Source organism: Verrucomicrobium sp. BvORR106 (assembly GCF_000739655.1).
Lineage (GTDB): Bacteria > Verrucomicrobiota > Verrucomicrobiia > Verrucomicrobiales > Verrucomicrobiaceae > Verrucomicrobium.
This window is the reverse complement of the sequence record NZ_BATR01000096.1, coordinates 41,771-56,406: the sequence shown is the minus strand read 5'-3', so window position 1 is coordinate 56,406 and position 14,636 is coordinate 41,771. Positions and strand designations below refer to the sequence as shown.

10 protein-coding genes are annotated in these 14,636 nt (G+C 60.6%); 3 read left to right on the top strand and 7 right to left on the bottom strand.

The window, feature by feature from the left end; genetic code table 11:
• Window positions 1-116 precede the first annotated feature (116 nt).
• From BV106_RS16345 to BV106_RS16330, 4 genes are all read right to left on the bottom strand, one after another.
• Window positions 117-2,357 carry a DUF1549 domain-containing protein gene (locus tag BV106_RS16345; protein ID WP_051945951.1) on the bottom strand — a complete coding sequence of 747 codons (2,241 nt, stop codon included), beginning with the start codon at window positions 2,355-2,357 and terminating at the stop codon, window positions 117-119.
• Between the two features lie 387 nt (window positions 2,358-2,744).
• On the bottom strand, window positions 2,745-4,142 hold the full coding sequence (locus BV106_RS16340) for an enolase C-terminal domain-like protein (RefSeq protein WP_038166457.1): 1,398 nt from the start codon (window positions 4,140-4,142) through the stop codon (window positions 2,745-2,747).
• A gap of 153 nt (window positions 4,143-4,295) precedes the next feature.
• Window positions 4,296-4,940 (bottom strand): DUF2007 domain-containing protein, encoded by a 645-nt coding sequence (locus BV106_RS16335; protein WP_038166454.1) that lies wholly within the window; start codon window positions 4,938-4,940, stop codon window positions 4,296-4,298.
• A gap of 27 nt (window positions 4,941-4,967) precedes the next feature.
• On the bottom strand, window positions 4,968-5,804 hold the full coding sequence (locus BV106_RS16330) for a fumarylacetoacetate hydrolase family protein (RefSeq protein WP_038166453.1): 837 nt from the start codon (window positions 5,802-5,804) through the stop codon (window positions 4,968-4,970).
• Between the two features lie 167 nt (window positions 5,805-5,971).
• Between BV106_RS16330 and BV106_RS16325 the strand changes: the two genes are divergently transcribed.
• The 3 genes from BV106_RS16325 to BV106_RS16315 all read left to right on the top strand — a co-directional run bounded on the left by BV106_RS16325 (window position 5,972) and on the right by BV106_RS16315 (window position 8,963).
• On the top strand, window positions 5,972-7,054 hold the full coding sequence (locus BV106_RS16325; protein ID WP_038166451.1) for an SMP-30/gluconolactonase/LRE family protein: 1,083 nt from the start codon (window positions 5,972-5,974) through the stop codon (window positions 7,052-7,054).
• 109 nt (window positions 7,055-7,163) lie between these two features.
• Window positions 7,164-7,712, top strand: coding sequence for a hypothetical protein (locus BV106_RS16320; protein WP_038166449.1), 549 nt, complete (start codon window positions 7,164-7,166; stop codon window positions 7,710-7,712).
• A gap of 180 nt (window positions 7,713-7,892) precedes the next feature.
• The gene (locus tag BV106_RS16315; protein ID WP_038166447.1) at window positions 7,893-8,963 is read left to right on the top strand and encodes a hypothetical protein; all 1,071 of its coding nucleotides are present in this window, start codon (window positions 7,893-7,895) and stop codon (window positions 8,961-8,963) included.
• A 19-nt stretch (window positions 8,964-8,982) separates the two neighbouring features.
• On the opposite strand, the gene BV106_RS16310 is transcribed toward BV106_RS16315, so the two are convergent.
• The 3 genes from BV106_RS16310 to BV106_RS16300 form a co-directional block, all read right to left on the bottom strand.
• Complete coding sequence (locus BV106_RS16310) at window positions 8,983-10,755, bottom strand: hypothetical protein (protein ID WP_265595752.1); 1,773 nt, start codon at window positions 10,753-10,755, stop codon at window positions 8,983-8,985.
• 320 nt (window positions 10,756-11,075) lie between these two features.
• Entirely contained in the window at window positions 11,076-12,851 is a 1,776-nt protein-coding gene (locus BV106_RS35715) for an SUMF1/EgtB/PvdO family nonheme iron enzyme (RefSeq protein WP_081891810.1), read from the bottom strand.
• Window positions 12,852-13,253: 402 nt separating this feature from the next.
• A complete protein-coding gene (locus BV106_RS16300) occupies window positions 13,254-14,636 on the bottom strand; it encodes a hypothetical protein (RefSeq protein ID WP_038166443.1) in 1,383 nt (460 codons plus the stop codon).

The window sequence follows — 14,636 nt, the reverse complement described above, 5'->3', positions numbered from 1 at the left end:
TTCTTAGGATTGAGGAGCTAGTCGGGAGGTGAGAGAAAAACGAAAGAGGAGCAGAGCAAATTCGGGAGGGGCGCCTGGCGGGCAGCCGCCCCTCCGTCATCTTGAAGGGGTCGGGACTACTGGATGAAGCTGAACTCGCGAGTGTTCACGAGCGCCCAGATCATGTTGGCATAACCTGCGTCGCCGTTGGAGCCGAGCTGCTTCTTCGCGATGTCCTTTTCACGCAGCGTGGGGCGGCGGTTGAGGATGCTCAGGAACATGGCTTCCACCTTGTCGGCGGGGGAGCTTACCTTCTCCATGTTGCGGAAGATGAGGGAATCCTTGTTGGTGAGCATTTCCTGGGCTTTCCCATTCATCATCATCAGCACCTGGGGCACGCTGCCTTCCTTGGAGCCGCCGTCGATGAGGATGCGCTCAGACTGGCCGAACTCGCGGAGGAAGTGACCGCCAGGGGCGGGCTGTTCCAGCTCAGAGGCACGCATCAACTTCATGTTGCCGTACTTCATCACTTTGCCTTCCATCATCTCGTCGTCCTTGCCAGCCATCTCCAGGCCGCCACCGGCCATCATCATGGCGTTCTGCTTCTTGCCGATCTCCTGCACGGCGTTCACCTTGCGGAGCACGTCAGTGGCGGTGAGTTTCGGGTTGGTCAGGTCCATGTCGATGGAGCGCATGTACAGATCAGCCTCGTTGTTCTTGACGGTGTCGGGGTTGCCCATCACCAGGGTCATGTAGGAATCCCAAGCCTGCTCGGCGCTCATGCGGCGCAGCACCGGGCCCTGGAAGTAGTAGGGCTCACCCATCGCCAGCTCGGCGGTCGTCGCCTCGCGCTGATAGGTCTTGGTGTTGTAGAGGATGCGCAGGTACTCCTTCATGTTGAACTTCACGCGCACCATTTCGTTGGAGAGGTGCTGGAGGAGTTCCGGATTGTAGGACTCTTCTGGGTGGTCGAGGTTACGAACGGTCGGGGTGAGGCCCATGCCGAAGGTGTGAGCCCAGAGGCGGTTGGCGATCGTCATCGCGAAGCGCGGGTTGGAGGGGTGCGTCATCCACTTCGCGAAGTTGTCGCGCAGGTTTTCCGCATTCTTCACGCCGCCTTCTTCCTTCTTGCTCTTCTTGACACCAGCGGACACCACATCGTAGGCCGGGTTCTTCTTGTCCTTCTCATTCCACATGATGAGTTTCGGAGCCACGGCATCACCAGGGTTGCCGTCTTTGTACTTGTAGTCATGGGGAAGCTTGAGGCGGTTTTCGCTCACGTCATTCACCAAGTAGCGGTTCGCACCGAGCACGTTGCCGAGCAGGTTGCGATATCGCTGAGGGTCCACACCATTGCTCTCCATGATCTGGGAGGCGTCCTCGATCAGTTTGCGGGTGGGGTTGCCGTTCGGGAAGTCCTTGTTGCCCATCTGCGTGCTTGTGGCACCGAAGAAGGCGGCCATTTCGTAGAACTGGCGCTGGGTCCAGTCCGAGAAGGGGTGGTCATGACACTGGGCGCAGGACACGTCCGTGCCCAGGAACACCGTCAAGGTGTTGGCCAGGTTGTCCAGCAGCATGCCGGAGTCACGGAGGAGGTAGCCGGTAGCACCGTTGTCCCAAGCCTTGCCGTCAGCGGTGATCATCTTGTAGACGATCTGGTCCCAGCCTTCGTTCTTCTTGATCTCATCCTTCATCCACTGGATGTAGGGCGTGCCACGCACGAAGTCGGCCCCGTCCAGACGGTCCTTGATGCGGAGCATCTCGGCGAGGTAGTTGTACATGTTGCTCGAGAAGCCTTCGCTATCCAGAAGCTTGTCGATCAGTTTGGCACGCTTGTCGGCGGCGCCATCCTTCAGGAAAACCATCGCCTCATCGTAGTTCGGGATGCGGCCTGCCACGTCTAGGTACACGCGGCGCACGAACTGCTCGTCCGTCATCAGCGGGTTCGGGCCCACTGGCTGGAAGGGCTTGGCCTGCTTGCCAGCCTTCATGTCGTCAACGGCCTGCTTCTTGTGAGCTTCAGCCATCTTGATGTTGCCCTTCTGCAGGCCCATCTCCACCAGCTGGTCGATCTTCGCTGCCGCTTGAGCTGCGGAAGCGTTGGTCGGCACCGCCATCATGGCGTTCGCATTTTCTGCCGGAGGCAGCGTCTTGGCAATCTGCTGGTCTTCCGCAGCCAACTTGTTCAGAGGCAGGGGGAAAACCGTGCCATTGGCCAGCTGGATGTAAACCGTGTCTCCGTCCAGCTTGACGAAGGTGGCTTCGACTTTACGGCCCTGACTGTCGGTCCACACGCGGGTGGTCGTAGCAGCCGAGACCGTCATCGTTCCGAACAGGGCAGCAACGCCGAGTCCGAGAAGCAGAGTATTGGTTTTCATTTGGGTTATCAGTGTGTCAATGCGGTGGTCGGAGAAAATCAAACCAAAGGGCCATCAGCGCTGGGCGCATCGCCTCTTCGGGTTTTGAACGATTCCGAAAGAATATTATTAGAAATTCGCCAGCTTTTTGCACGAATATTCGGGATTTGGTGCCTGTGACACCCTCAGGATTCGACGTATGGACGCGAAAAGGCTGCATAGAGGGCTTTGCCCCTTCTTGGGGCCGCCAAGTGGGCAACGAAAGCGCTCTGCCCCCCACCTAATCATACGTCTGGGGCGGCAGTTTTCCTGCCGCCCACTTTGTGGCCCCCGTTTTGACCGTCCGGGCCTCCAAGCAATCACCAGGCACAGGCCTCGATTCCGAGGCCCTGTGCCATCACTTACCCCCTATGAGCTGCTCTCTGGAAGCTCTCTCACCATCTTCTCCAATCCATACCCCATTCCCGGCCCACCCAACGTGCTGAGATCCAGGACGCCACCGCGACGCGCATAGATTCCAGGGTGCACCGCCGCCTCAGGCAGGCTCGCATCAGGGTAGAACTGCATGGCGTTGCACTCCACGCCTTGAATGGTCCCTGCATGGGCCGCCAGCCGCACGTGCGGCAGGATGGCCAGCATTGGGTTGGTGAGATCCTGCACCATCAGCGGCATGCCGTGAGCCTTAGCCCAGCACAGGCTCAGCAGCGCCCCCGTCTGGGTCTTGCACGTCTTCAGCGCCACTCCGCTCCAACCCAGGGACCGACCCAGTTTCACAAACTCCCAGTCATGAGCGCTTTCGTCCAGAAACAGCGGCTTGCGCGCTGAAACGCTGCGAACGTCGAGCATGTCATGCTCCAGTTCGTAGGCGAAGGGCTGCTCAACATACAGAGTACGAGCATAAATCTCCGGTTCATCGCGAAGCAGGCGGTCCAGAATCTCGTTCACGTAGTCCGGCTCAGCCACCGTGCAGTTGAAATCTGCGCTCATCCAGCGCATGCCATTGGCGAGGCCCAAACGGCCGACACGCAGGAGGCGCTCATAGTCCCAGCGGGCATCCGTACCGCGCAGCTTCACCTTCAGGCAGGTCAACCCGTCTTGAGCAATCCAGTCCAGCAGCGTCACCGGGTGGCCGTCATTGGGCTCGCTGCCCGTTAGATCTGCCGTCTCCAGGGGATCCAGCCCACCCACGAGATGCCACACAGCCAGCTTGGTTGGAGCCGGACGCACCAAGAAATCTTGCACGAAGCGCCCCTTGAACGACACCCCGCTTTTCTCCGCAGGCTCTAGGAATTCCGACAGATCTCTTGAGACGTGCTCCGGCCCATAGCAGTCATAGATGTCCCGCTCGTGCAGCTTTCCATAGGCATCATGCAGGGCAATGTCGAACGCGCTCAGGCACACCAGGGCCGCCAAGTAGGGCATCGGCTCCCCCCCCTCTTTGGTGTTGTGCTCGGCCACGGCTGGCATCAGGGCAAGCTTCTGAAAATCATACCCGATCTCCAGTGGGTGCCCCCACTGCTCGAACGCCGCCAGCTTTTCCCCGAGGATCAGGGAAAACTCCTTCATGCGCCGCCCGCGATCCGCAACCGTCGTTGCTGTGGAAGGCCACGTCCAAGACACGCTCAGGGGCGTCTCCCCCCAGCCTTGAGCCGTCTTTCCCGCCTCGTCCCGCACCGTCACTGCGGTGCGCAGACACACCACGCTCGTTGTCGTCTCAGGTCCAAACTTCAGCGGCACTCGCAGCGTGACTGGCAAAAAATAGACCTGGGCGGAAACAATACGGACGTCGGTAGGCAGCATGGGCATGGTGAAACAAGTCTCTCCGGGGCAACCCCGGATTCAAGCAGCGAATGTCGAAAGTCCCTGGCTCGTTTCCAAACGCTGGGGACATTTTGCTCACAGCCCGGCACAATCGCACCAAATCCCTGTTGATCGACACGCCCCGTCAGGCGAACGCCGTCACCCCTCCTCGTCCCGCAACTCCGCGGCTGCTTTCCTCAGTTTCCCCAGCCGGAATGACGCAGCATGCTGCGAGCGAATCCAGATCAGCACGGGCACGCAAACCAGCACCAGCGGCGTGCTGATCACGTGTCCTAAAAACAGATTGATGGCAGCGGCAGCATCCTCGGCCACGGCCACGTGCCCCAGCGAATTCAACGCCCTCACGTGGACTTCCGTTCTCAGCAGGGAAAAAAGGATCGCGGTCACTCCCAGGGCACCGCCCACCAGCGCCCGACTCATCAGAAGCGCCATGGGATCTGGGAAATAATGCTCACGGGACTCCACCTCTGCCTCTGCTTTCACCTCCACGGGGCCAGGCGCATCCGCCGCAACAGTGTCATCTGCCTTCCCGAGCGCGCTCACGGGCACGGGCGGCGGCACCGGTGCAGCATCCACCTCCACCGGCTCCGCCCTAAGAATCTCCACCGCATCCGCCCAGTCTTCCTCCTCCACCAGCAGAGTGCACGGCATCACCGAGCCAGGTGCATACAGGTGCATGGCCTGCTCATGCACCACCTTTACCTCCACCCCATGCGCGCCCAGCAGAGCCTTTGCCATGTGGGCCCAGGGAGGGTTGTAGGTATGGCACAGGCGGATCAACATCAGCCGAAAGGTGAATTCCGTTTTTCCTCAATCCATTCCATTCACCAGTGTGCCAATGCCCTCGATCGTGATCTTCACCTCATCCCCGGGCTGAAGGCAAAAGTCATCCGGAGGCACGACACCGGTCCCAGTCATGAGGTAGCAGCCTGCAGGAAAGCTCTCCTCCTTGAACAGCCATCCCACCAGTTCTTCCGGAGTGCGTTTCATCTGCGCCAGCGTTGTCTCCCCACGGAACACCGGGTCTGACGCACCCGCGCGCCAGATCTCACACTGGATGCTCGTCGCGGGCGTCATCGGCCCCTCCGCCACCAGCACCCCAGGCCCCAATGCCGCACAACGGGCAAACACTTTCGCCTGCGGCAAGTACAGTGGGTTTTCACCCTCAATGTCACGACAGCTCAGGTCATTGCCACAGGTATAGCCCACAATTTCTCCGCGCCGGTTGATCACCAAGGTCAGTTCTGGCTCGGGGACGATCCACTTTGAGTCCAGGCGACGGTGCATCACGCCACCCGGGCCCACCACACGGGACGGCGTGGCCTTGAAGAACAACTCCGGCCGGTCTGCTTCATAGACCCGCTGGTAAAAATCTGCTCCACCGGCCTCCTTGCTCTCCTCCATCCGCGCCGTCCGGCTCCGGTAGTAAGTCACCCCAGAAGCCCACACCTCCTGCGTGCCCAAGGGTGCCAGCAAGTCCCCCACCGCAGGGGCGCCAACCTCTCCCTCTGGCCCCAGCTCCAACCCACGCAACCACTGCGAGAGGCTCTCCCGATTCACCAGTTCATCCCAATCTGCCACCGGCACCGCGAGGTACCGACCATCACGTTCAACAACAGGACCTTGAGCAGTGCGATAGAGGATCATAACTTCGGCAGAAAAGTGCGAAAAACTCGACCCATCACTACCTGTCTGCCGACCTCAGAGCAAGACCTCAGCGCCTACCCGCCGTTTTATTTTGTCTCGACACCCCTTCCCTCACTCGGTTTCCTAAGGCACCCCCCAATCCCACTCACACTTTCCCTCCTCTCTCCATGAACCGCCGCACCTTCCTCTCCCTTTCTGTCCTCGCTGCCGCCACCCCTGCCATGGCTCGTGATTTTGGCCCTCATGCCGAGCCCGCTGGTTACCCGGACCCCGATCTCGTGGCACTCGATCCCAGCTTTAACAAGTACCTCATCGGTAACACTCCCATCAAACGGCTCTACACCGGCTGCCTCTGGGCAGAGGGCCCGGCCTGGAATGGCACGGGCAACTATCTCGTCTGGAGTGACATCCCCAACAACGCCCAGATGCGCTATCTGCCTGAGGACGGCCACGTCAGCACGTTGCGCAGTTCCAACAACAGCAACGGCAACACCTTCGACACCCACGGCCGTCAAGTCAGCGCGGAGCACGGCACCCGTCGAGTCGCCCGCTACGAACTGGATGGCAAAATCACCGTCCTGGCAGACACCTTCGACGGCAAGCCCTTCAACGCCCCCAACGACGTCGTCGTCCACCCTGACGGTGGCGTCTGGTTCACCGATCCCGGCTACGGCAGCATGGGTGACTATGAAGGCAACAAGGGTGAGCTCCAGCTCAAGACCGCCGTATACCGGATTGATCCCGGCGGAAAGGTGGAAAAAGTAACCGACGAGGCCGAACGCCCGAACGGGCTCTGCTTTAGCCCCGACTACAAAAAGCTGTATGTCGTGGACACCGGCTCCGCCAAGAACATCGTCACTTACGAAGTGCAGGGGGATGGCACCAAGCTGGGGAAATCGAGCGTGCTCGTTGCCAATGCCAATACCGACTGGCAACTCTATGAAGGCGGCCCCAAGTACACCCGTGGTTCGTGGAACAAGGAAGAGCAGTACCGGCTCAAAAACGGAGGCTCTGACGGCGTGCGCTGCGACGTGGATGGTAACATTTGGGCCAGCGCCGGCTGGGCAGGCGAAGGCTACAACGGGGTCCACATCTTCAACCCCGAAGGCCAGCTCATCGGCCTCATCCGCCTGCCAGAGACCGGCAGCAACATCTGCTTTGGAGGACCAAAACGGAACCGCCTCTTCATCACTGCAAGCCAATCCCTCTACAGCGTCTACGTGAACACCCAGGGCGCCCACTGGTGTTGAAGAAATTCCCGCCGCCACGGCAAAGAGCCCTCACCAGCGCTGCTATTTGAGCGGACTCACGCTCAAAATTGTGACTATGCACTCAGAGAACGTCAGCTAAAATCCGTCCATGCGATCCTTCCTCAAACTTCTCGCTGCCCTGACGGCAGTCGGGCTCACTGCGTCACCCCTCAAAGGGGCTGATCCAACGACCTCCGCCATTGAGGGCTTCCGCAAATCTAGGGGCCAAGCTCTGGTTCGGGAAAACCAGAACTTCATGCGCTGGTTGGAGGGGGCTGTGACCCAAGCCCGAATGCAAAAGAAAACAGCGGAACTGGTCCGTCTCGAGTCCTTGCTTGAGCAACTCCGCGTGGAAACAGCAGAGCTCCAGTCCAAGGGGGACAAACATACTCTCCTCCCCACCACCGACGTCCAGCTCCGTCTCTTTCTCATAGGCACGGAATGGCAACCGGGGAATAGAAAGGCTGAGGCCCGAATCTTCACCGAAGACGGCAAGTTCAAAGGCAAGAACCATGAGATCACTTTCAACGTGGCGGGTAAAAACAAAGTCTTTCTGATCTGGAGCCCCAACTCCCAGGGCGAATGCGTGTTCAACGAGGACTACACCGAAATGAGAGAACTCTCTGGCGTGGGGAACGTCTGGTACCGCGCCCCCTGAACCGCCTCATGCGCATTGGGGGGCCACCCAACCTCCCCTTGGATCTCTTCCCGGCCGGACGGGGACTCAGCCAGTAAGCTGGCAGGTGCTCGCCCAAGCATCCCGGCGACACGGGGTGGAAGGCTCAACGCACTTTGAAGCTTTCCAAGCCTCCTGAAAGCCCTTAAAAACCCCAGCCAGATGCTCGCCCACCTGCATCTTCCCGACATCGTTTTCGCCAACATGGGCACACCACTGATGTGGATGACCTTGCTTCATCTGTTCATCGGCAACGCGGTGATCGCCCTCTTCGAGGGCCTCTTGCTGGCGGCATGCTTCAAGATTCGGCGACTCACTGCAGTCGGATACGAACTCCTGGCCAACTATGCCTCCGCCTGGCTGGGGGCGTGGATTTTCCCACACCATTTCCCCGGGACAGCAGACGTAAACATCACGAACCTTCACACCTGGCTGTGGCAGGGCGTCTTTCTGGCCTTCATGCTCACCTTGGTGGTGGAATCCCCCTTCATCTGGCTGGGCCTGCGCAAACGCTCCCATCCTGTTCGGTCCACCCTGTTGGGGGTGCTTCTGGTCAACACCATCAGTTACCCGCCGCTGGCCGTCCTCTACTTGAGCTCCAGCAGCACGAGCATGCTAACCCAGCTCGAGATCGCAGCCCCAAACACCTCGGATACCCCCAAGGACCTCCGTCTGTATTTCCTCTCTCCAGAAGGAAATCAAGTGCTGCAGACCGATCTCACAGGGACCCCGCCCGTCATGGTGAAATCCCTGCCAGCACTCCCCGCTGAACAGGGTCGACACCTCTACGCCCTGCCCACCACCCCGCGCAGTTTCGATCTCATGCTTTTGACCGGCTCAAACCGCAAACAAGTGGAGGAATGGCACTTGCAGACACTGCTGGCCAATTTCTCCTCCGATGCCGGCGTGGAGCCCGAGGTGGCTCACGACATGCCCTCCCCCGGCCCCTCCCCCAATCGCGGCCCCGCAAGCAGGATGGCACCATCAGCGGGTGCCGAAGACAGCTACCAGGTGGGGTCGTACGCCAATGAAGGAATCAGGAAGTGGGGCTCCCGCCCCTTCCATTTCGCCCTGGAGACTCCCTTCGCCATGTGGCATGTGCGCCACGCCACCCAGGTCAGCGATGACCTGGTGATCTTCCAGTTGGGGAAAGACCAAATCTGTCTGCTCCGGCCCTATTCCGGGAAAATCACTCTGCTTGCCAGGGGGCAATCTCCGGTGGTGGCGCGATGAAGGGAGAGGAAGCCGCCTCCTACAGCGCCTTCCGCAAAAACGCTGCCTCCTCCTGCATCAATAGCACCGGCGAAATCTTCTCCGCAATCGCAAAGGCCCGGGCGGCCTCTCCGCAATCCGCCAGCAGGCCAGCCAGCACGGCACGCTGACCGGTGGGCAGAGCTTCTGCGTCAACTTTTGCCGTCAGGGAACGAACCTTCGACAAGTCCAGCTCGCGATAAGCTGAAAACGCCCCCACAAACGCAGCAGCATTGGGGGTAAGCAATCCCTCGGCCTCACTTTGCCTGGATTCAAAACCGCAGACCTCCATCTCACGCCCCAGCAGCAGTTTGAGATAGAAGCGCGCCGCCTGCTGGTCACGGGAGTTCGGCTGAGCTTTGAGGAGATCCTCCACCGTCGCCAGGATGGCCTCGGCGCCCTGCCCCCGCTGCTGTTGCAGTTGCAGGAGGCGCTCCATCACCGCCGGGTCCTTTGACGATGCGGCCGCCGACCGGTAAGCCTCCAGCGCCACGTCGGCAAACCCAGCGTCCTCCGAGAATGCGGCGGCCCGCAAGAGGCCGCGATAGTCCCGCATGGCACCGGCATGACGGCAGGCCTCCCGGAAATAACCTTTCACAGTCTCCACCGGCTCCCCCAGCCCGCGAGCCAGGCGGGCCTGCAGCAACGCCTTCTCCGCCGCATTCAGCGGCATGATGGCGGACCGGTTCATCGTATCCTTCAAGTCCTGCCAGCGGCCGGAGCCCGCCAGGGCCTCCACATAAAGAGGAAACAACTCCCGCATCAGAAGCGCTTTGTCCCGTGGCACCAGCTTGAGAAAGCGCTCGTGGTCCCCGCTCGTTGCCAGCCAGCGCAGGAAGTCCATTCGGTCCTCCAGCGGGCGGCCTTCCAGCCGCGTGGCCTCCTCCTCGATCATCACATCCCGCTTCTCAGGTCGCGCCTTCACATACGCCCCCAGCACCGCCAGCTCACGCCGGGGAGAAGCGAAGGGGTGATCCCGCACCAGCTTCCACAGCTCATCCGCCTCCGCAGGAGTAAGTGGGATGGCGACTCCTGCCTGCCCTGACAACAGCTCCATCGCCAGCAATGCGGCACGATCCTTCCCCCGCGCCACGGCCCACACCTGGTCCTCCGCCCGTTCTTGCACCTCCTTGAAAGGGTTTCTCAAGTCCAGCGTCGCCAGACGCAACCGGCACTCTGGGTCCTCTGGTGCCTTCTCCCACGAACTGCGCAGCAGTGCCAGGGCCTCCGCCTGCCTGCCGTCCGCGCGAGCCAGCAGAGACCTCAGTTCCAGCCCATAACGCCCTTCCTTGTCAGCCGGAGACATCTTCTCCAGCAGCTGCCTGGCTTCATCCGGCTGACGCAAGGCCAGATGGCTCTCAGCCATCCGCACTTGATCCTCCGTAGTGGAGTGACCACCGGCACTGAGCTGGCGCAAGAAGAACAGCTGCCGCTCCGCACTAGGGCTGGTCCGGCGTATCAGCTCCATGAGCGCACGCAGCACCTCCTCCTGGTCCGGAGATTTTTGATAAGCCTCCCCCAGGAGTTTCGAGGCCTCTTCCCAGCGCTCAGCATCCAGATGATGCCGCGCCTGCGCCACCATGGCCAAAGCCTCGCGGCGCTCCCACGCATGATAGAGCGGACGTCCCACCAATGCCGCCGCCACAATGGCTCCCAACACGAACACCAGCGCCGTCAGCCATTTCCACCAACGCCGCCAGAATCGGCGCCCCCCTCCGCGCTGGGAAGGCAATCTACCCGGCATAATCACTGCCGAGGAGACGGTCGACGCCATTCCCAAACCAGACGAAGAAGCTGCGACCTTGTTGGCGCCCGTGGCTCCGCCAGAACTGACCCCGCGAGCAGGCTGACCGTCCACCACCGACTTTTCCTTTCCAGGTCCGGATGAAGGCGACACGGAAGCACCGCCCTCCGGAGGATCAGAGGGTGCGGGTGTAGGGGGCTGCGGTGTAGTTCCTCCGGACATCTCTGGCGACTTCAGTTTTCCTGGCTTTAGGGGCGATGGCTTTCAACGTGTCTTTCCCTGTCCACCTCTCGTTCCGCCAGCGGGCACTCCCGTCTCTGGCAGTCTGTCAGGCAGACCGGTCTTTTTCTTTAGGGAGATCCCAGATCCAGCAGCACGCGGAAGCCCACATGCGGCCTGACCGAGTCTGCCGGCAAGTGGCTGCGGTACGAGGAAAGGAGCGCCTCCGGCTCCGAAGTCAGCCACGAACTACCGCGCAGCGTGCGCTCCCCTGTCGCGCCCGGCCACTCATCCTGGCACCACTCCAGGACATTCCCAGCCAGGTCCTTGAACCTGCCGGCATCCCCAGTGAAGCTCGCCACGGGGGAGGTGTAGGAGTGGCTGTCCTGATAGCCGTGCATGCGGGAAGTGTCCAGATTCACGCTGTAAGGGGGCGGCGTGGCGGAGTCTCCCCATGGATAGTGCACCTTGTCAGCCAGATGCTTCTCCGCTGGCGTGGAACCCTTCTCATCTTTCAGACCCACCGCTTCGCTCCATTCGGCATCCGTCGGCAGGCGATAGGTTGCATTGGCCGGGATCAGCCCCGCAGTACGGTCATGCTCCGTGAGCCACTTGCAAAAATCCACCGCCTCAGTCCAGGTCACATTCACGATCGGGTGATTTTCCCGCACCGCGAAGGGAGGCTTGTTTGTCCAGCTCTTGCCTTGTTGCGCCAGAGCCAGCTCGTAGTCCTGCACCCGCACTTCCGTCTCACTCAGCAATTTCCGGCTGGTGCCTGCCACATCCAGGGGCAGCAGGTTCATCGCCAGCGTGTTCGTATAAGGCTTGCCTGCCGAAGCTGCTTTCAAGGACTTCACATCCGGCAGTTGCCGCACGGCCACCGTGCCATCTGGGTTACGTCCTGCCATTTCCGCCATGCGACGCTTCACATCCTCCGCCGAGACGGAAGGCGTGGCTGTCAACTGCTCCCGGCGGGCCTGGGCAGCCGCCTTGTTCGCCTTGTCCGTCTCCGTCAGGAAGACCGAGCTCCGTCGCTTGTCCTCCATCACGCAGCGGAAACCCACACTGGGGGCCCGGAGCTCCCCAGAGACCTTGTATTCATAGGCAGAAAGCAGCGTCTCCGGCCGGAAGTACATCCACGAACCACCACGAAGCACGCCGTTGCTTTGAGCAGTGAGTTCGTTCACCCAAGTCCACTCCCACACGTTCCCGCCGAGATCATAGAGCCCTTCCTTGGACGGGCGGAAGCTCCCCACCGGGGCGGTATGGGTATAGCCATCGTCAGAACCGTTGATCTCCCGGGAGTTGTAGTTCCCAGCATCCGCGGGCGGCGGCCAGTCCGGCCCCCACGGATGCGCTTCCTTGTCCATCACCCGCTGGGAAACGGCTAGATCCGTCACCCGCCCTACAGCCAGTCCCACGGCAGTGGTCCACTCGTACGTTGTCGGCAAACGGTAGGATTGATTCGCATCCAGGGTACCCTCGGCACGCTCCTTTTCCGTGAGCCAGTTGCAAAACGCCAGCGCTTCCTGAAGGGTCACATTGACCACCGGATGATCGCCGGTCTGGGTAAATGACGGCGGATGATTCCACACCCGCCCTGTGGCTTTCAAAAACGCCTCGAAATCCGACACCCGCGTCTCCCACCGCGCGAAAAGCACCGGCGTACCGGGTACGGTGGAGAAGCTCATACCCAAGCTGTTCTTCAGCAGAACTTGAACCGGTTCATCAAGAGATCCAGGAAGGAACTTCCCAGCCGGGGCAGCCGCAGCGGGAGCAGCATCAACTGCTGGCTGGCCTTGGGCCCATACTGGTGCCCCACCCCACCCGCTTACGGCCATTACAGCCACCCCTCCCAGTGCCAGGTGTCGCAATACAGGCGGTAGAGAATGGGAAAACACTGACATGAGGATGAAAGGGAAACCGGATGATGAACGCACCGAAGCAGATGAACGAATGGTAATAGTGCGCAGAACTGAAGGCAGGTAAATATGAGAAGACTCGCGACCACGCCACCAGTCCCCGCGCAGTTTAGAAAGCCGCGGGCTGGTAATGTTGCGAAAGGGATACGGAGAATCCAGTAAAGATATCAGTCAGAATTGCCCCCGGATGTGAGCAGGGCGAACGAGGGCATCAGAAATGAAGTCCCGTCCAAGGATGGTTCTTCAGCATTCCATGCTGATTCACCCGCGGAAAACAGGCAGGGCAAACGTCCAAGCGCCTCCACTCTTCTGCACTAAGAAACAAAAAACCGCAGTCACTGCTGACTGCGGTTTTAAAATCAGGTCACTCGCTTCTGGCGCCCATCTTTAGAGGGCCGTGTCGGAAGGCGGATTCGTCGGATTGATGTTGATCGTGGGACCATCACCACCGCCGCCACTGTTGCCACCATCGCCACCGCCGTTGCCTTCCACGCTGCCAGCTGCACCGCCGGTAGCACCGCGCGGCCCCGTCATCATGTTGAAGGCACCGTAATTGCCAGCGAACTGGCTCCAGAGAGCCTTCTGATCTTCAATGTCAGGCTTGTCTTCGCTGTTCTCGTCTTCCTTGTTCTCTTCGTCACCCTGCTCGTTGCCGGAAGACTCATAGTTGCCTTCGCCAGCGGCGTTGAGGCCGATGCCAGTCACGGTGAATCCGCCGTTACCATCAGCAGCGACGTGTTGGGAAGCTTCAGTAGGATTCAGCAAGCTGACCACGCCATCCACAGGAAGCATGGCGAACTGCAGGAAGTCGGACACGGTGCCCCCCACGGAGGCATTGCCGCCAGCCCCGAGCTCAAAGCGAAGGGCGATATAGCGGGCCTGTACCGTCTTGCTGGGCGTCAGCTTGATGTTGCCCAAGCCACGCGCATCCTGACCCACGGCCACCGGAGTGGAGGAGTCAAGCAGGGCTGCGTCAAACGCGAGCTTGCCACGCCAATCTTTCTTCTCAGCCAATTGATTGAAGGCGAACACCTCAAGGCGCACCGGAGTAGCCGTGTAGATAGCCGTGAACTGCTTCAGCTTGCGAGGAGCGCTCAGATCATAGATGACCGTGCGGTACTTTTCACCTGAGGCGGGGAAATGGAAGACGTTCGTCGAAGCTTCCTTCTCACCTGCGTTCGTCGGGGTCGGGTAGGCGTAGATAACGCGAGCACCACCCACGCCGTCAGCGAGGTTCAACCCCGAAGCGTTGGAGCTCTCCGAGAACTTCAAATGGAAGTCGCTGGTCTTCGCGGAACCGTACAGCGCCAAGCTGCGGATCACACCGTTCTGGGAAGCCTGAATGGAAAGCTTCACAAACTTCACCTGCGCTCCGGCAAAGCTCACCGGGACAAGGCGGTCGCTGGCTTTGATTTCCATCTGGCCAAGGCCGGTCCACTGATTGCCGTCGGCACTGCCGGACACCGTGACCTTGCCCTCTACGCCATCACTCAGGAAGCGTGCGGTATTGATCGTGTATTGCTTCGAAAGGCGGATCACCACCTCGCTCGCTCCTACGGGAACGCTGGAACCTGCAACAGGATCCGCAGCCAGTAGGGAGGAAGCTTGGCCAATCCCCTGGCTGCTGCTAACCACGGTGCCGGGGATGGCAGTGTTGGCAAGATCAATCGGCTGGGAGCCCGCGGAAGGGAGGCGCGGCCAAGAAGCGGCCGCAGCGTCGCCAACGAGGCCAGCGGTCGCCAAAATAAGCGCAATGGAGGCTGTTTTCAT